The 16,841-nt window shown below is 72.8% G+C and carries 16 protein-coding genes and 1 tRNA gene; 10 read left to right on the top strand and 7 right to left on the bottom strand.

All coding sequences use genetic code 11. The annotated features are described in order from the left end of the window. Positions 1 to 30: 30 nt before the first annotated feature. Together grpE and dnaK are read right to left on the bottom strand one after the other, a co-directional pair. Positions 31 to 762, bottom strand: a complete 732-nt coding sequence (grpE, locus tag FHL79_RS01790) for a nucleotide exchange factor GrpE (RefSeq protein ID WP_171057956.1) — start codon at positions 760 to 762, stop codon at positions 31 to 33. Positions 763 to 824: 62 nt separating this feature from the next. Next, positions 825 to 2,702, bottom strand: a complete 1,878-nt coding sequence (gene dnaK, locus FHL79_RS01785) for a molecular chaperone DnaK (RefSeq protein WP_138756918.1) — start codon at positions 2,700 to 2,702, stop codon at positions 825 to 827. 274 nt (positions 2,703 to 2,976) lie between these two features. On the opposite strand from dnaK, the gene FHL79_RS01780 reads away from it, so the two are divergent. The 4 genes from FHL79_RS01780 to FHL79_RS01765 all read left to right on the top strand — a co-directional run bounded on the left by FHL79_RS01780 (position 2,977) and on the right by FHL79_RS01765 (position 8,223). Further along, a complete protein-coding gene (locus FHL79_RS01780) occupies positions 2,977 to 5,268 on the top strand; it encodes a (Fe-S)-binding protein (RefSeq protein WP_138756917.1) in 2,292 nt (763 codons plus the stop codon). A 76-nt stretch (positions 5,269 to 5,344) separates the two neighbouring features. After that, positions 5,345 to 5,905, top strand: a complete 561-nt coding sequence (locus FHL79_RS01775; protein WP_138756916.1) for a hypothetical protein — start codon at positions 5,345 to 5,347, stop codon at positions 5,903 to 5,905. Positions 5,906 to 5,914: 9 nt separating this feature from the next. Then, entirely contained in the window at positions 5,915 to 6,880 is a 966-nt protein-coding gene (locus FHL79_RS01770) for a DUF389 domain-containing protein (RefSeq protein WP_138756915.1), read from the top strand. A gap of 44 nt (positions 6,881 to 6,924) precedes the next feature. Then, entirely contained in the window at positions 6,925 to 8,223 is a 1,299-nt protein-coding gene (locus FHL79_RS01765; protein WP_246080230.1) for a CynX/NimT family MFS transporter, read from the top strand. 2 nt (positions 8,224 to 8,225) lie between these two features. Here the strand turns inward: FHL79_RS01765 and FHL79_RS01760 are convergent, their stop codons facing one another. Together FHL79_RS01760 and dcd are read right to left on the bottom strand one after the other, a co-directional pair. Beyond that, positions 8,226 to 8,999, bottom strand: coding sequence for a class I SAM-dependent methyltransferase (locus tag FHL79_RS01760; RefSeq protein WP_138756914.1), 774 nt, complete (start codon positions 8,997 to 8,999; stop codon positions 8,226 to 8,228). Between the two features lie 74 nt (positions 9,000 to 9,073). Next, positions 9,074 to 9,682, bottom strand: coding sequence for a dCTP deaminase (gene dcd / locus FHL79_RS01755; protein ID WP_138756913.1), 609 nt, complete (start codon positions 9,680 to 9,682; stop codon positions 9,074 to 9,076). Between the two features lie 139 nt (positions 9,683 to 9,821). Between dcd and FHL79_RS01750 the strand changes: the two genes are divergently transcribed. Together FHL79_RS01750 and FHL79_RS01745 are read left to right on the top strand one after the other, a co-directional pair. Then, positions 9,822 to 9,892, top strand: a tRNA-Gly gene (locus FHL79_RS01750). A gap of 38 nt (positions 9,893 to 9,930) precedes the next feature. After that, on the top strand, positions 9,931 to 10,479 hold the full coding sequence (locus FHL79_RS01745; RefSeq protein WP_138756912.1) for a GNAT family N-acetyltransferase: 549 nt from the start codon (positions 9,931 to 9,933) through the stop codon (positions 10,477 to 10,479). A 42-nt stretch (positions 10,480 to 10,521) separates the two neighbouring features. On the opposite strand, the gene fdhA is transcribed toward FHL79_RS01745, so the two are convergent. Beyond that, positions 10,522 to 11,748, bottom strand: a complete 1,227-nt coding sequence (fdhA, locus tag FHL79_RS01740; protein WP_138756911.1) for a formaldehyde dehydrogenase, glutathione-independent — start codon at positions 11,746 to 11,748, stop codon at positions 10,522 to 10,524. Positions 11,749 to 12,015: 267 nt separating this feature from the next. Between fdhA and FHL79_RS01735 the strand changes: the two genes are divergently transcribed. Genes FHL79_RS01735 through dhaM form a run of 4 tightly spaced genes read left to right on the top strand, consistent with a single transcriptional unit; the run spans position 12,016 to position 15,014 of the window. After that, positions 12,016 to 12,918 (top strand): MIP/aquaporin family protein, encoded by a 903-nt coding sequence (locus FHL79_RS01735; RefSeq protein WP_138756910.1) that lies wholly within the window; start codon positions 12,016 to 12,018, stop codon positions 12,916 to 12,918. 31 nt (positions 12,919 to 12,949) lie between these two features. Beyond that, a complete protein-coding gene (gene dhaK, locus FHL79_RS01730; protein ID WP_138756909.1) occupies positions 12,950 to 13,951 on the top strand; it encodes a dihydroxyacetone kinase subunit DhaK in 1,002 nt (333 codons plus the stop codon). A gap of 2 nt (positions 13,952 to 13,953) precedes the next feature. Next, positions 13,954 to 14,598 carry a dihydroxyacetone kinase subunit DhaL gene (gene dhaL, locus FHL79_RS01725; RefSeq protein WP_138756908.1) on the top strand — a complete coding sequence of 215 codons (645 nt, stop codon included), beginning with the start codon at positions 13,954 to 13,956 and terminating at the stop codon, positions 14,596 to 14,598. Between the two features lie 5 nt (positions 14,599 to 14,603). After that, on the top strand, positions 14,604 to 15,014 hold the full coding sequence (gene dhaM, locus FHL79_RS01720) for a dihydroxyacetone kinase phosphoryl donor subunit DhaM (protein ID WP_138756907.1): 411 nt from the start codon (positions 14,604 to 14,606) through the stop codon (positions 15,012 to 15,014). Here the strand turns inward: dhaM and FHL79_RS01715 are convergent. Both FHL79_RS01715 and FHL79_RS01710 read right to left on the bottom strand, forming a co-directional pair. Then, a complete protein-coding gene (locus FHL79_RS01715) occupies positions 15,011 to 16,042 on the bottom strand; it encodes a type III polyketide synthase (RefSeq protein WP_138756906.1) in 1,032 nt (343 codons plus the stop codon). The two genes, dhaM and FHL79_RS01715, sit on opposite strands and share 4 nt — an antisense overlap. Before the next feature lie 85 nt (positions 16,043 to 16,127). Next, positions 16,128 to 16,820, bottom strand: coding sequence for a methyltransferase domain-containing protein (locus tag FHL79_RS01710; RefSeq protein WP_138756905.1), 693 nt, complete (start codon positions 16,818 to 16,820; stop codon positions 16,128 to 16,130). Positions 16,821 to 16,841 lie beyond the last annotated feature (21 nt).

Raw genomic sequence — 16,841 nt, 5'->3', positions numbered from 1 at the left:
GCGGAGGGGGGACCGACCGGGGTGTCGTGCTCAGCCGACGGCCGGGCCCGCGCCCGGCTGCTCGTCGGTGGGGGCGTCGGGGGTCGCGGGCTCGGCCGCGACCGGCGCCGGGGACTCCGGGTCGGTCACGCCGACCATCGCCGTGCGCAGCACCCGGTCACCGCGGCGGAAGCCGGGCCGGAGCACCGTGGTGGCGGTCGGCTCGGACACCTCGGGGGAGGTGTCGTGCAGCACCGCCTCGTGCAGCGACGGGTCGAAGGGGTCGCCGGGGGCGCCGAACGACGTCACGCCCAGGCCCTCGAGCAGCCCCAGCACGCGGTCGGCGACGACCTTGAACGCCCCGGTCAGGTCGCCGTGGTCCCGGGCCCGCTCGATGTCGTCGACGATCGGGAACAGCTGGCCGGCGAAGCGCTCCGCGGCCTGGTCCACGACCAGCACCCGGTCCCGGTCGACCCTGCGCCGGTAGTTGGCGTACTCCGCGGTGACCCGCTGGAGGTCCTCGGTGCGCTCGGCGAGCTGGCGGGTGGCGTCGTCGACGACCACCCCGCCCACCGGCTGGTCGGCGACGTCCGCCGGGGTGTCACTGAACTGCTCGCTCATCTGGTCTCCCTGCTCCGGCGCGGTGCTGCGCTGATCTGCCTGCGCCGGCCGGGCGCGGATCGGCTCGTGCTCGGTCGGCACCCGGGCCGCACCGCTGGTCGCGTCGATGTGGTGCTCGTCCCCGATCACGGCCCGGGGCGGCTGCTCGTCCTGTTGGCTCATCGTCTCCCCCCGCGCCACCGGCCCGGTTCCCCGGGCCGGTGGACACGTTCACGGACGGCGGGTCACTTCTTGTCGGAGTCCTCGTCGACGATCTCGGCGTCGACGACGTCGTCGTCGGCCGAGGAGGTGCTCCCGGTCGCGCCGGTGTCGAAGCCACCGTCGCCCTCCCCGGCACCCGCGGCGCCGGCACCGTCGGCCTGCGCCTGGGCGTACAGCGCGCCACCGACCTCCTGGGAGACGCGGGCGACCTTCTCCTGCGCCGCCTTGATCGTGGCGATGTCGGAACCGCCGAGGGAGGAGCGCAGCTCGGTCAGCGCCTCACCCAGCTCCTCCTTCTTGTCGGCCGGGATCTTGTCGCCGTTCTCGGCCAGGAACTTCTCCGTCTGGTACTGCAGCGACTCGGCGAGGTTGCGGGTCTCGGCCTCGTCGCGGCGCTTCTTGTCCTCCTCGGCGTGCGCCTCGGCGTCGGCCATCATCCGGGCGATGTCGTCCTTGGGCAGGGCCGAGCCGCCGGTGATGGTCATCGACTGCTCCTTGCCGGTGCCCAGGTCCTTGGCGGACACGTGCACGATGCCGTTGGCGTCGATGTCGAAGGCGACCTCGATCTGCGGGACGCCGCGGGGCGCCGGGGGCAGACCGGTCAGCTCGAACATGCCGAGCTTCTTGTTGTAGGACGCCATCTCGCGCTCGCCCTGGAAGACCTGGATCTGCACGGAGGGCTGGTTGTCGTCGGCCGTCGTGAAGATCTCCGAGCGCTTGGTCGGGATCGTGGTGTTGCGCTCGATGAGCTTGGTCATGATCCCGCCCTTGGTCTCGATGCCCAGGGACAGCGGGGTGACGTCGAGCAGCAGGACGTCCTTGACCTCACCGCGGAGCACACCGGCCTGCAGCGCGGCACCCACGGCGACGACCTCGTCGGGGTTGACGCCCTTGTTGGGCTCCTTGCCCCCGGTGAGCTCACGGACCAGGTCGCTCACGGCCGGCATCCGGGTGGAGCCACCGACGAGGACGACGTGGTCGATGTCGCCCACGGAGACGCCCGCGTCGCGGATCGCCTGGTTGAACGGCGCCTTGGTGCGGTCCAGGAGGTCCTGGGTCAGCCGCTGGAACTCCGCGCGGGTGATCGTGACGTCCAGGTGCAGCGGGCCGTCGGCCCCGGCGGTGATGTAGGGCAGGTTGACGTTCGTCGACTGCGCGCCGGAGAGCTCGATCTTGGCCTTCTCCGCGGCCTCGCGGAGGCGCTGCATGGCCAGCTTGTCCTTGGCCAGGTCGATGCCGCTGGTCGCGTTGAAGGTCTGCACGAGGTGCTTGACCACGCGCTCGTCCCAGTCGTCGCCACCGAGCTTGTTGTCACCGGCGGTGGACTTGACCTCGATGACGCCGTCGCCGATCTCGAGCAGCGACACGTCGAACGTGCCACCACCGAGGTCGAAGACCAGGATCGTCTGCTCGGTCTCGCCCTTGTCCAGGCCGTAGGCCAGCGCGGCCGCGGTGGGCTCGTTGACGATGCGCAGCACGTTCAGGCCGGCGATCTCACCGGCCTCCTTGGTGGCCTGGCGCTGGGCGTCCTCGAAGTACGCGGGGACGGTGATGACCGCCTCGGTGACCGGCTCGCCGAGGTAGGTCTCGGCGTCCCGCTTCAGCTTCTGCAGCACCCGCGCGCTGATCTCCTGCGGGGTGTAGGTCTTGCCGTCGATCTGGCCGGTCTTCCAGCTGGTGCCCATCTCGCGCTTGACGCTGCGGATGGTGCGGTCGACGTTGGTGACGGCCTGGTTCTTGGCCGACTGGCCGACCAGGACCTCGCCGTTCTTCGCGAAGGCGACGACGGACGGGGTGGTCCGAGCCCCCTCGGCGTTGGCGATGACGGTGGGCTCACCACCCTCGAGGACCGAGACGACGGAGTTGGTGGTGCCGAGGTCGATTCCGACTGCTCGTGCCATGGAGGCCTCTCCTTGCGGTAGCGACGGGGTGGTGCTGGTCCGGGAGCCGAGGGCCGGAGGCGCTGCGCGGTGCCGCAGGGGGCCTTGCGCCGGGTCCGCTCAACTTTCCTGCCCAGAGTAACGGCAGCCCGCGGGCTGGTGTTCCCGGGGTCCACCGGCAGCACCTGCCCGGGCCCCGGGCGACCCGGTGTTACTGGCGAGTAGCCTGCAGCGACCCGGTTATCGTCCGTCCGGGTGGGCGAAGACGCCCGCGCACGCGCACGAGAGGGAGCTCATGGGCCCGTTGCAGATCGTCCTCGGCACGCTGGCCGTGCTCCTGCTGGTCGTGTCGGTGGTCTACGCCACCAAGGCGGTCCGCGCCATGCTCCGCATCTTCGCGACCGGTCAGCCGGACCCCACCCGTTCCGGGGACGTCGGCCCGCGCCTGAAGACGCTCGCCGTGGAGTCCCTGGGCCACACCCGGATGCTCAAGTGGTCGGCCATCGGCGCCGCGCACTGGTTCGTCTTCCTCGGCTTCTACGGCCTCTTCCTCACCCTGGTCGAGGCGTTCGGCGAGGTGTGGAACCCGGAGTGGCACCTGCCGCTCATCGGCGAGTGGAGCCTGTGGAACCTGTTCGTCGACGTCATCGGCACCGGCACGGTCCTGGGCATCGTCTACCTGATCATCCGGCGCCAGCTCGACCACCCGCGCCGGCAGGGCCGGAAGAGCCGGTTCGCCGGCTCGAACGAGGGTCGCGGCTACTTCGTCGAGGCCGTCGTCCTGACCATCGGCATCTGCATCCTGCTGATCCGGGCGGTCAAGATCGCTGCCGGGCTGACCGACGCCCCCGGCTGGTCGCACCCGATCTCCGGCGCGCTGGCGAACATCGTGCCGGGCAACGCCGACCTGCTGAGCGTCATCGCGTTCGTCAAGATCGTGGTGAGCCTGGTCTGGCTGATCACCATCTCCCGCGTGCTCAACATGGGCGTCGCGTGGCACCGGTTCAGCGCGTTCTTCAACATCTACTGGAAGCGCGAGGCCGACGGCGGCGTGGCCCTGGGCCCGCTGCAGCCGATGATGAGCGCCGGCAAGCCGATCGATTTCGAGGACCCGGGCGAGGACGACCTCTTCGGTCGCGGCAAGATCGAGGACTTCACCTGGAAGGGGATGCTGGACTTCACCACCTGCACCGAGTGCGGGCGGTGCCAGAGCCAGTGCCCGGCCTGGAACACCGGCAAGCCGCTGTCGCCGAAGATGGTCGTGATGGACCTGCGGGACCACCTCTACGCCAAGGCCCCGTACCTGACCGGCGCGACCAAGGCCACCGACGACGCCCCGAACTTCGCCGACTTCACCGCGCTGGAGCCCAGCGCCGAGCAGGAGTGGGCCTCGGGCTACGCCCGCATCGAGGGCACCAACGACGCCCAGGCGCACCGCCCGCTGGTCGGCACGCTGGAGGAGGGCGGGGTCATCGACCCCGACGTGCTCTGGAGCTGCACCAACTGCGGCGCCTGCGTCGAGCAGTGCCCGGTCGACATCGAGCACGTCGACCACATCATGGACATGCGCCGGTACCAGACCATGATCGAGTCCAGCTTCCCCTCCGAGGCCGGCGTGATGATGCGCAACCTGGAGAACCGCGGGAACCCGTGGGGCGTGGGCGGCAACGTCCGCGAGGACTGGATGAAGGACCTGGACTTCGAGGTCCGCAAGGTCGACGGCGAGATCGCCGACGACGTCGAGTACCTGTTCTGGGTCGGCTGCGCCGGTGCCATCGACGACCGGGCCAAGAAGGTCACCAAGGCCGTCGCGGAACTGCTGCACATGGCTGGCGTGGAGTTCGCCGTCCTCGGCAACGGCGAGACCTGCTCGGGCGACCCGGCCCGCCGGATGGGCAACGAGTTCCTCTTCCAGCAGCTGGCCATGGAGAACGTCGAGACCCTCAACACGGTCTTCGAGGGGCGCCCGGCCGGACGGCGGAAGATCGTCGCCACCTGCCCGCACTGCTTCAACTCGATCAACCGCGAGTACCCGCAGCTGGGCGGCGACTACGACGTCGTGCACCACACGCAGCTGCTGGGCCAGCTCGTCGAGGACGGCCGGCTCACCCCGGTCACCCCGGTCGACCGCAAGGTCACCTACCACGACCCGTGCTTCCTGGGCCGGCACAACAAGGTCTACACGCCCCCGCGGGAGATCCTCGACTCCGTCCAGGGCCTGACCACGCAGGAGATGCACCGCTGCAAGGACCGCGGCTTCTGCTGCGGCGCCGGCGGCGCGCGGATGTGGATGGAGGAGAAGATCGGCAAGCGGATCAACGTCGAGCGCACCGAGGAGGCCCTCGACCTCGACCCCGACGTCATCTCCACCGCCTGCCCGTTCTGCATCACGATGCTGAGCGACGCGGTCACCAGCAAGAAGCAGGCCGGGGAGGCCAAGGAGCACGTCGAGGTGCTCGACGTCAGCCAGATCCTGCTCCGCTCGCTGGCCCCGGTCGGCGCGCCGGGCACCGAGTCCGGGCCGGCCGTGGGCACCGAGCCCGACGACCCGGCAGGCACCGGCTCGGCGGCCACCCAGCACGACTGATGAAGGACCGCCCTTCCCCCCACGCCTGGCACGCTCGGCGCGGGCCCCTGGAGGGTGGCCGGAGGACACTGACGGCGTGAGCTCCTTCTTCGGCGGGGTCCGCGGGCGGGAGGACCCCGAGCTGGCGGCCGGCAACCGGCGCACCCGGCTGCACTACGCCCGCGACGTCAACGACCAGCGGGCGCTGGCCGACGACACCTCGCCCATCCGGCGGAGCCGGAACTGGACCTGGTTCGCGGTCGCCGCCGTCGTCATGGCAGTGCTCGGCTTCGCCGGCAGCCGGGGCGCGGAGGAGGTGCCGATCACCGCCGACTGCGACACCCCGGCCATCGCCGTCGCGACCAGCGAGGTGACCGCCGGGCAGGCGCTGCGCTTCCGGCTGACCGGGCCGGACGACACCGGCTACGTGGTCACCCTCGACGGCGCACCCGTCCGCGGGGACGCCGGCAGCACGGTCTCCTACACGCAGACGGCGGCCGGGCCCGCGCTGCGGCTGCAGCAGTGCCTGAGCCCGACGCTGCTGCTGGCCGCACCGGCCGGGGACGGCCCGCACGAGTTGGCCGTGCTGCGGCTGGCCGCGGACGGGACCACCACCCAGGTCGCCGCCGCCACCGTCCAGGTGAGCGGCACCCGGTAGAACTCCAGCGTGCTCCTCCACCTGCGCATCACCGTCCCGCCGGACCGGAGCAGCGCCGTGCGCGACCTGCTCGACGCCGACCCCGGCGTCGCCCACCTGGCGGTCGTGCCCGGTGGCTCGGTGCGCCCGCCCGGGGACCTCTTCCTCGTCGACGTCGCGCGCGAGGCGACCGACCAGCTGATCGACGCACTCCGGCGGCTGCACGTGGACCGCGACGGCGGCATCGCCATGGAGGCGGTGGACGCCGCGGTGTCCCGGCCGGCGGAAGATGCCGAGCGGCGCGCGCCGGGTGACGGGTCGGACGCCGTCGTCTGGGAGCAGGTCGTCCGCTCGACGGCCACCGACGCGACCCTGTCGGTCTCCTACCTGGCCTTCCTGACCATCGCCACGCTGCTCGCCGCCGTCGCCATCGTCAACAACTCGGCTCCGCTGGTGATCGGCGCGATGGTGCTCGGGCCCGAGTTCGGGCCGCTGGCTGCGCTCGCGGTCGCACTGGTGCACCGACGGGCGAGCACGGGGCGGCGGGCGGTGGTCTCCCTCGTCGTCGGTTTCACCGTGGCCATCGCCGTCACCGTGCTGGCCACCCTGGCGGGCCGCTGGCTGGGCTGGTTCGGCACCGACCTGCTCGTCGCCGACCGGCCGGCGACGGGGTTCATCACCCAGCCGGACAGGTGGTCACTGGTGGTGGCGGTGCTCGCCGGGATCGCGGGCGTCCTCTCCCTCACGTCCGCCCGGTCAGGTGCGCTGGTCGGGGTGTTCATCTCGGTGACCACCGTCCCGGCCGCCGGGGAGATGGGGCTGGCCATCGCACTCGGCAGCGGGACCGACCTCCGCGAGGCGGCCACCCAGCTGGGCATCAACCTCGCCGGCGTCCTGGTGGCCGCGGTCGCCACCCTGGTGCTGCAGAAGGCCGTGTGGCACCGGGTGCCCCGGATCGTCCCGCGGGTCCAGCGGGTCGGGCTGGCGCGCGGCTGACCCGCGCCGAGCCGACCGGTGTCCGTGGAGGAGGATGAGCGGACGTGACCGCTGCCGCGCCGCCGAGACCGCCCGTGCAGCGCCGGGGCCTGCTCCTGGTCGGGGTCGCGATCGTGCTGACCGGGTTCAACCTGCGCACCGCGGTGAACAGCATCGGCCCGGTCCTCGAGGAGATCGAGCAGGGGCTGGGCATCTCCTCGGGCCTCGCCGGCCTGATCACCAGCATGCCGCTCATCTGCTTCGCGCTGATCGGCTTCGCCGGGCCGCCACTGGCCGCCCGCTTCCGGGACGGGCACGTGCTGGCCGCGGCGCTGATCGTGATGACCGCCGGCCTGCTGGTCCGGGTCGCCGTCCCGGACGTGGTGTTCTTCCTGGCCGGCACCGTGCTGACCATGGTCGGCGGTGCGCTGGGCAACGTGCTGCTCCCCAGCCTGGTCAAGAAGTGGTTCCCCGACCGCACCGGTCTGCTGGTCGGCGCCTACAGCACCGCCCTGGCCATCGGCGGCGCGGTCGCCAGCGTCTCCACCGCGCCGATCGCCGAGGCCGTCGGCGTCGACGGCTGGCGGTGGGCGCTGGGCATCTGGGCGGCCTTCGCGTTCCTGGCGGCGCTGCCGTGGCTCCTCGTCCCGAGGCACCCGGGCGCGGGACGCAGCGCGCGGCGCGCCGTGCGGCTGCGGGCGCTGACCCGCAGCCGGCTGGCGTGGGTGATGGCGGCGTTCTTCGGCCTGCAGGCGGTGGAGGCCTACGTCATCGTCGGCTGGACGGCGCAGTACCTGCGCGACGAGGGCATGTCCGCCCACGCCGCGGGCGCCCTGGTCGGGCTCAACGCGCTCATCGTCATCCCGCTCAACGCCGTCGTCCCGATGGGCGCGGTGCGGCAGCGGCTGCAGCGGCCGATGCTGGTCGGCTTCACCTGCTGCTACCTGGCCGGCTGGACCGGGCTGCTGCTGGCCCCGCTGACGCTGACCTGGCTCTGGGTGTCCGTGCTCGGGGTGGGCATGGGGACCTTCTCCATGGTGCTGACGCTCATCGGCCTGCGCGGCCGCACCCCGGAGTCGGTGGCCGCGCTGTCCACCGTCTCCCAGGGCTGGGGGTACGCGATGGCCGGGGCAGGGCCGCTGCTGGTCGGCCTGCTGCGCGGGCTGACCGGCGGGTACACCGGCATGTTCGTCATCGCCTACGTCTCGACCGCGCTGCTGCTGGTCACCGGCTGGATGATCTGCCGCGAGCGCTACGTCGACGACGAGGTGCCGGGGCTGTTCGGCGGCACCTCGCCCGCCGGGGGCGACGCCGCCGTCGAGGTGGCGGGCACCGAGCCCGCGGTCGTCGTCCCGGAGCGCTGACCTCAGGCCGGCAGCTGGAGGGCGCGGAGGAGCTCGGTGGACCGGTCCCGCGGGACCGCGGGCGAGCGGGTGAGCAGCGCGACCGCCACGACGTAGGAGCCCTCACCGGCCCAGCCGTGGCCCTCGGCGGTGAGCCGGGCGATGTGCTCGGCGACCTTGGGCTCGCCGCTGTACGCGCCGAACTCCAGCCCCATCGCCAGGAAGTTGGCCACCCGGTAGCCCAGCTCGCCGGCGGCAGCCAGCGTCGCCGCCGGGTCGGAGTAGCTGGGCAGCGCGACCAGCAGGTGGTCGAAGCCCGCCTTGAGCAACCGCAGCACCAGGTCGTTGCCGTACCAGCCACCCCACAGCTCCGGCATCAGGATGTCGCCGTCCGGGGCGGGGATGTAGGGCGGGTTGGCGATGACGGTGGAGCGGCGGGCGCCGTCCGGGGAGTCGGCCCAGGCGAAGAAGTCGCCGAGCTCGACGGTGTACCGGTCGGCGACCCCCAGGTCGTCGATCGTCCGGCGGGCCCGGGCCACCGAGCGAGGGCTGATGTCGGTGCCGTGCACGGTCAGCCCCGGGACGGCGCGGACGACGTGCGCGATGGCCCGGGCGTCACCGCTGCCCAGCTCGGCCACGCCCTCGCTCTGCCAGGGGACCAATGCCGCGTACTGGGTGAGCAGCAGCTGGACCGAGAACGCGTAGTGCGCCGACTCCTCCGCGCAGTCGAAGGGGCCGTCCACGACGGGGTCACCCGACGGCTGCGGCAGCAGAACAGCGGTGTCCCGGGGGTCCATGAGGACCTGTCTACCCCGGAGGGCCGTCCGTCATCCGGCCTCGCACGACAGTTCATCCGGCGGTAGGACGCCCGTCAGGTGGGGAGCGCGTCCCCGGCGGCGGTACGCCGGGTCTCCGCCCGGCTGAAGTTGCGGAACGACCGGGACGGCGTGGGCCCCCGCTGGTCCTGGTACCGGGAGCCGTAGACCGCCGAGCCGTAGGGGTGCTCGGCCACCGAGCTGAGCTGGAACAGGCACAGCTGGCCGATCTTCATGCCGGGCCAGAGCGTGATCGGCAGGTTGGCGACGTTGGAGAGCTCCAGGGTGATGTGGCCGGAGAACCCGGGGTCGACGAAGCCGGCGGTCGAGTGCGTCAGCAGCCCGAGACGCCCCAACGAGCTCTTCCCCTCCAACCTCGCGGCGAGGTCGTCGGGGATGCTCACGACCTCGAGCGTCGAGCCCAGGACGAACTCGCCGGGGTGCAGCACGAACGGCTCGTCGCCGTCGGGCTCCACCAGCGTGGTCAGGTCGTCCTGCTGCTGCGCGGGGTCGATGTGGGTGTACCGGGCGTTGTTGAAGACCCGGAAGAACCGGTCGAGCCGGACGTCGATGCTCGAGGGCTGCACCATCGCGGCGTCATAGGGCGCCAGGCCCAGCCGGCCGTCGGCCAGGGCGGCCCGGATGTCGCGGTCGGACAGCAGCATGGCGCGGAGTCTAGGGAGTGCCCCCGCCGGGTCGGCCACCTCCCGGGGCGGACGGCACCGGTTCCGGCGATGCGCGGCGGTGTTGCTACGCTGTCTGCCGAGGCCGCGAGCAGCACAGGAACGTGCAGCTCAGGCCGTCGCGGGTGTAGTTCAATGGTAGAACATCAGCTTCCCAAGCTGACAGTGCGAGTTCGATTCTCGTCACCCGCTCCCTCGACCCCGGGCCGCCCTTCGGCCAGGCTGGTGCCGTGCCGCCCTCCGGTGTCCGACTGCGGACCGCGCCCACCGCCGACCTCTCCCCCGCCGAGCGCACCGCGCTCCGCGCCCTGCTGGAGGGCGCCTTCCCCGCGCACTTCGGCGACGCCGACTGGTCGCACGCGCTGGGCGGCGTGCACGTGCTCGCTGCGGCGGACAACGAGCTGGTCGGGCACGGTTCGGTCGTCCTCCGGCAGCTCGTCGCCGGGGACCGCACGCTGCGCACCGGCTACGTCGAGGCGGTCGCGACCCTCTCCCCCTGGCGCGGGCGCGGCGTCGGCTCGGCGGTCATGGCCGAGGTGGAGCGGCTGGTCGCCGGCGGTTTCGAGCTCGGCGCGCTGTCCTCCAGCCGGGAGGCGGTGGGGTTCTACGCCGCGCGCGGCTGGCAGCGGTGGTCTGGCGCCGTCGGCGCGTTCACCCCGCACGGCGTCGTCGACAGCCCCGGCGAGGCGGTGTTCGTGCTGCCGACGCCGTACACCCCGGCCGGGCTGGACACCGCCACCCGGCTGCTCTGCGACTGGCGGCCCGGCGACCTGTGGTGACGCCGGCCCGGGGCAGGAGCACCGGGCCGGCGCCGACCGCCGCTAGGCCGCTGCGCCGCGGACCATCCCGTGTGGGTCGATGACGTACTTCTTCGCCGCCCCCGAGTCGAAGTCCCGGTAGCCCTGGGGCGCCTCGTCCAGCGAGATGGGGGTCGCGTTCACCGCCTTCGCGATCTGCACCCGGTCGTGCAGGATCGCCATCATCAGGCCGCGGTTGTAGCGCATCACCGGGCACTGCCCGGTGGTGAACGAGATCGACTTCGCCCAGCCGGTGCCGAGTGACAGTGACAGCGAACCGACCTTCGCGGCCTCGTCGATGCCGCCCGGGTCGCCGGTCACGTAGAGCCCGGGGATGCCGATCGCCCCACCGGCCGCGGTGACCTCCATCAGCGAGTTCAGCACCGTGGCCGGCGCCTCCTTGCCCGCGCCCTCACCGTGGCCGCGGGCCTCGAAGCCGACCGCGTCCACGCCCGCGTCCACCTCGGGCACGCCGAGGATCTGCTCGATCTGCTCCTGCGGCGCGCCCTTGGAGACGTCGACGGTCTCGCAGCCGAAGCTGCGGGCCTGGGCCAGCCGCTCCTCGTTGAGGTCGGCCACGATGACCACCGCCGCGCCGAGCAGCTGCGCGCCGACAGCGGCGGCGAGCCCGACCGGGCCGGCGCCGGCGATGTAGACCGTCGCGCCGGGCTTCACGCCGGCGGTGACCGCGCCGTGGAACCCGGTGGGGAAGATGTCCGAGAGCATGGTCAGGTCCAGGACCTTCTCCAGCGCCTGGTCCCGGTCGGGGAACTTCAGCAGGTTCCAGTCCGCGTAGGGCACCGTGACGTACTCGGCCTGCCCGCCGACCCAGCCGCCCATGTCGACGTAGCCGTAGGCCGCGCCGGGGCGGGCGGGGTTCACGTTCAGGCAGATCCCCGTCTTGCCCTCCTTGCAGTTGCGACAGCGCCCGCAGGCGATGTTGAACGGCACGGAGCAGATGTCGCCGACGTCGATGAACTCGACGTCGGAGCCCTTCTCCACGACCTCGCCGAGGATCTCGTGACCGAGCACCAGGTTCGGTGGTGCCGTGGTGCGGCCCCGGACCATGTGCTGGTCGCTGCCGCAGATGTTGGTGGTGACCACCTTGAGGATCACGCCGTGGTTCAACTTGCGCCCCACGTTGGCCGGGTTCACCCCCGGACCGTCGAGCAGTTCCAGCTTCGGGTAGTCGGTCTCGTGGACCTCGACCTTGCCCGGTTCGATGTACGCAACGCCTCTGTTGCCTGCCATCGGTGAGCTCCTCCGTGTTGGATGGACCGCGTCTGGGTCTGTCGCCTCCCCTGATCCCTCCTTCCGGCCGCCCGTCGGGAGGCTCGAGTGCGACGAGTGTGCCTTGCCGACGCCGCCTCCGCAGCCCTCCGCCGTGCCGCCGCCGGCTCTCGCGCGGGCTGTCCGACGATGCGGGACGAAGGTCATTGCCGTGCGACCTGGATCACTCCTAGCCTTCCCCCCGCCGGGCGCATCCCGTGCCCGAACCAGCCTCCAGTGGAGGACACCGTGGTCGAGACCCCGAAGCAGCGCACGCTGGCCGCCGAGCTCGCCGCCGAGTTCGCCGGCACGTTCATCCTCATCCTGTTCGGTGTGGGCGTGGTGGCCCAGGTCGTCGCGGGCGGCATCGGCGACCACGACAGCATCGCCTGGGCCTGGGGCCTCGGTGTGGTCCTCGGCGTGTACGTCGCCGCCCGGATCAGCGGTGCGCACCTGAACCCCGCCGTCACCATCGCCCTCGCCGCCTTCCGCGGGTTCTCCTGGCGCAAGGTGCTGCCGTACTCCCTCGCCCAGACGGCCGGCGCGTTCGTGGCCGCGCTGCTGGTGCGCTGGAACTACAGCGAGGTCATCGCCGCGATCGACCCTAACCACACCATCGACACCCAGGGCATCTTCTCGACCCTGCCGGGCAACGGCAGCCTGCCGGTCGGCACCTGGGGCGCCCTCCGGGACCAGGTCATCGGCACGGCCATCCTGCTGTTCCTCATCCTGGCCATCACCGACCTGCGCAACACGTCGCCGGGCGTCAACCTGGCACCGTTCATCATCGGCCTGATCGTGGTCGCCATCGGGATGGCGTGGGGCACGAACGCCGGCTACGCGATCAACCCGGCCCGCGACCTCGGCCCCCGGCTGCTGTCCTACGTCACCGGCTACGGGGGCGCCTGGCGGGACCAGAACGGGGACATCTACTTCTGGGTGCCGATCGTGGGCCCGATCATCGGTGCGCTCATCGGCGCGCTGCTCTACGACCTGCTCGTCGGCCGGAACCTCCCCGTCTCCGACGAGGACGAGGAGCCCGGCCGGACCGCCAGCACCCCGGAGCCCGACGACCGGGCCGCCGGACGGACCGACACCCCCACCCCCCGCGAGGCCGACGCCGCCGAGCGGCGCACCGAGTCCCGCGGTTGACTTCCCTCCTCTCCCAGACCCAGGAGCACCGATGAAGAAGCTGATCAACGACCCGGCCGACGTCGTCGCCGACGCCCTGCGGGGCATGGCGGCCGCGCACCCCGAGCTGCGCATCGACCACGAGAACCGGGTGGTGTTCCGCGGGGACGCACCGCGGCAGGGCAAGGTCGGGCTGGTCTCCGGCGGCGGCTCCGGCCACGAGCCGATGCACGGCGGGTTCGTCGGCATGGGGATGCTGGACGCCGCCTGCGCCGGGGAGGTGTTCACCTCCCCGGTCCCCGACCAGATGGCCGCCGCCACGACCGGGGTCGACGGCGGCGCCGGGGTCCTGCACATCGTGAAGAACTACACCGGTGACGTGATGAACTTCGAGATGGCCGCCGAGCTGGTGGCCGCCGAGTCCGGCACCGAGGTGGTCGCCGTCGTCACCGACGACGACGTCGCCGTGCAGGACAGCCTCTACACCGCCGGCCGCCGCGGCGTGGGCGTCACCGTGCTGCTCGAGAAGCTGGCCGGCGCGGCCGCCGAGCAGGGCCGTCCGCTCGCCGAGGTCGCCGAGGTCGCGCGCACGGTCAACGCCCAGGGCCGCAGCATGGGGATGGCGCTGACCTCCTGCACCGTGCCGGCCGCCGGCAAGCCGACCTTCGACCTGCCCGAGGACGAGATGGAGATCGGCGTCGGCATCCACGGCGAGCCCGGCCGGCGCAGGGTGAAGGTCGCCCCGGCCCGGGAGATCGCCGAGATGCTGGTCGAGCCGGTGCTCAGCGACCTGGAGTTCTCCGGCGGCGACGGCGTCATCGCCTTCGTCAACGGCCTCGGCGGCACACCGCTCATCGAGCTCTACCTGATGTACGCGGAGGTGACGCGGGTGCTGGAGAAGTCCGGGGTGACCGTCGCGCGGTCGCTGGTCGGGTCCTACATGACCAGCCTGGACATGGCCGGCTGCTCGGTGACGCTGCTGAAGGTGGACGACGACCTGGTCAGGCTCTGGGACGCCCCGGTGCGCACCCCCGGCCTGCGGTGGGGGGTCTGAGGGTGGCGGACTCCCTCGACGTCGCGGCGCTGGAGGCCTGGGTCCGCGAGTTCGCGCGGTCCGTCGCGGAGCACAAGGACGAGCTCACCGCACTGGACTCGGCGATCGGCGACGCGGACCACGGCGCCAACATGGACCGCGGCATGTCCGCGGCGGTGGCGGCGCTGGAGGCCGCACCACCCGCGGACCCCGCCGCGCTGCTCAAGCAGGTCGGGATGACGCTGGTCAGCAAGGTGGGCGGGGCCAGCGGACCGCTGTACGGCACATTCTTCCTGCGGATGGCCGGCGTGCTGGGCCCCGACCCGGCCGACGACGAGACGTTCGCCCGGGCGCTGCGGGCCGGGCTGGACGGCGTCGTCGCCCGGGGCAAGGCCGCGCCCGGGGACAAGACCATGCTGGACGCGCTGGCACCCGCCTGCGACGCCCTGGACGCCGCGCTCGCCGAGGGGCAGCCGCTCGGCGCGGCGCTGGCGGCGGCCGCCGCGGCTGCCACCGAGGGCCGGGACGCCACCGTGCCGCTGGTCGCCCGCAAGGGCCGGGCGAGCTACCTGGGCGAGCGCAGCGCCGGCCACCAGGACCCGGGGGCGACCTCGACCGCACTCCTGCTGGACGCCGCGGTGACCGTGTTGTCCGGCAGCGCGGGCTGACGCCGGTGTCCCGGGTCGGACTGGTCGTCGTCTCGCACAGCCGGCCGCTCGCCGAGGCGGCCGTCACCCTGGCCCGGCAGATGCTGCCGAGCGCCGAGGTGACCGTCGAGGTGGCCGCCGGCACCGACGACGGTGGGCTGGGCACCGACGCGGTCGCCGTCTCCGCCGCCATCACCGCGGCCGACTCCGGTGACGGCGTCGTGGTCCTGATGGACCTGGGCAGCGCGGTGATGTCGGCCGAGACGGCGCTCGAGCTCGTGGACGACGACGTCCGGGAGCGCGTCGTGCTGAGCTCCGCGCCGCTGGTGGAGGGCCTGGTCGGTGCGGTGGTCGTCGCCGCCGGGGGTGCCGACCGCGACCGGGTGGCCGCCGAGGCCCTCCGCGGCCTGGCGCCCAAGCAGGCCCACCTGGACTAGCCGGTGGGCAGCAGCAGCGTGGCGTAGAGGGTGAGCCCGGGGCCGAAGGCCATCGCGACCACCGGGCCGTCGACGTCGCCGAGCTCCTCGAGCACCAGCAGGACGGTCGCCGAGGAGCAGTTGCCGTGCTCGGTGAGCACCCGGCGGGAGGCGCCCATCTGCTCCTCGGTCAGTCCGAGGGTGTCCCGGACGACGTCCAGGATCCGCGGTCCGCCGGGGTGCACGGCCCAGCCCGCGACGTCCTCGATGCGCAGGCCCGCCTCGCCCAGCAGCTCCTCGACCACCCCGCCGACGTGCCGGCCGAGCACGTCGGGCACGCGCGGCGACAGGCCCATCCGGAACCCGAGGTCGGTGACGTCCCAGGTCATGTGGTCGGCGGTGGAGTGGTCGGTGCGGGCGACCATGCCGGCGACCCTGCGGCCCCCGCCGGCGTCGGGCTCCAGCACGACGGCGGCTGCGGCATCGCTGAACAGGGCGTGGGTGACCACCTGCTCGAGGTCGGCGACGGCGGGCTGCACGTGCAGGCTGGTCAGCTCCAGGCAGAGCAGCACCGCGGGTCGGGACCGCGCCGTCACGAAGTCGCTGACCGCGGCGATGCCGGGGAGCGCCGCGTAGCAGCCCATGTGCCCGATCAGCAGCCGCTGCAGCCCCAGCGGCATGCCGAGGTCGCTGGCCAGCCGGATGTCCAGCCCCGGGGTGGCGTAGCCGGTGCAGGTGGCGACGGCGAAGAGCCCGACGTCACCCGGTGCGAGCCCGGCCGCGTCGAGCGCACCGGCGACCGCCTGCTTGCCCAGCGGCAGCGCCTCGGTGACGTACCGCTCCATCCGGGCGCCGGTCCCCCAGCCGGAGACGTCCTCGTCGACCGGGTTGACCACCGCGTGCCGGCGCTGCGCCCCGGCGGCACGGAAGACCCGCTCCGCCGCCCGCAGCCCGGCGTACTGGGCGGCGAAGAACCCGTCCCAGACCTGACCCTGCTCGTAGGTCGCCGGCAGCGCGTGCCCGGCGCCGGTCACGACGGCGGCCGTCACCAGCCCGCCACCAGCAGAGTCCCGATCATGCCCCGACGGTACGTGCGGACCCGGACGTGTGCGCTCCGGTGGCACCCGGCCGATCTCATCGCCGGGTGCCGTACCCGGCGAAGAGCACGGTGGTCAGTGCGATCTCGCGCATCCGCACGCCCTCGCGCCGTCCGCGGCGCCAGGCGACGAGGTCGCGCACCGAGGGCCGGATGCCGACCAGTCGCAGGTCGAGCCCGACCCGGTCGGCGGTGGCCAGCAGCCGGGTGCGGTCGACGAACAGCGCCGGGTCGTGGATGCCGGGCGGCGGCCCGCCGGGCATGCGCTCGGCGATCCGGACGGCGATCACGTCGGCCAGCCTGGTGCGGGCGATGGCGTCGATGACCAGCGTGCCGCCGGGCTTGAGCAGGCGGGCGCACTCGGCGATCACCTGACCGTCGTCCTCGACGTGCTCGAGCACCTCACCGGCGAGGACGACGTCGGCGCACCCGTCGGCCAGGGGGACGGCGAGGACCGTGCCTCGGATCGGCGCGACGCCGTGGTCGCGGGCCACCTGCAGCCCCGCCAGCCCGAGGTCGACCCCGACGTGCCGGTAGCCGAGCCGGTCGACGTGCGGTGCCATCAGACCCCCGCCGCAGGCCAGGTCGACCAGCACGGCACCGGGGCGGGTCGCCGGTGGCACCCGCTGCGCTCGCGCGGCCGCCAACCAGTGCAGCATGGCGAAGCCGCCCGCCGGCTCCCACCACTGGTCGGCCAGGCCGTCGTACTGGGCGGGGTCGTTGCGCAGCACCGGGCGGAGGCTACTTCATCC

This window comes from Modestobacter altitudinis, assembly GCF_005930475.1.
Taxonomy (GTDB): domain Bacteria; phylum Actinomycetota; class Actinomycetes; order Mycobacteriales; family Geodermatophilaceae; genus Modestobacter; species Modestobacter altitudinis.
The sequence above is the reverse complement of the archived record's forward strand: the minus strand, read 5'-3'. Positions and strand labels throughout refer to the sequence as shown.

Excerpts from the sequence above, each read along its gene's own strand:
- grpE (WP_171057956.1), bottom strand. The coding sequence starts at position 762 with ATGAGCCAACAGGACGAGCAGCCGCCCCGGGCCGTGATCGGGGACGAG.
- dnaK (WP_138756918.1), bottom strand. The coding sequence starts at position 2,702 with ATGGCACGAGCAGTCGGAATCGACCTCGGCACCACCAACTCCGTCGTC.
- FHL79_RS01780 (WP_138756917.1), top strand. The coding sequence starts at position 2,977 with ATGGGCCCGTTGCAGATCGTCCTCGGCACGCTGGCCGTGCTCCTGCTG.
- FHL79_RS01760 (WP_138756914.1), bottom strand. The coding sequence starts at position 8,999 with ATGGACCCCCGGGACACCGCTGTTCTGCTGCCGCAGCCGTCGGGTGAC.
- dcd (WP_138756913.1), bottom strand. The coding sequence starts at position 9,682 with ATGCTGCTGTCCGACCGCGACATCCGGGCCGCCCTGGCCGACGGCCGG.
- fdhA (WP_138756911.1), bottom strand. The coding sequence starts at position 11,748 with ATGGCAGGCAACAGAGGCGTTGCGTACATCGAACCGGGCAAGGTCGAG.
- dhaK (WP_138756909.1), top strand. The coding sequence starts at position 12,950 with ATGAAGAAGCTGATCAACGACCCGGCCGACGTCGTCGCCGACGCCCTG.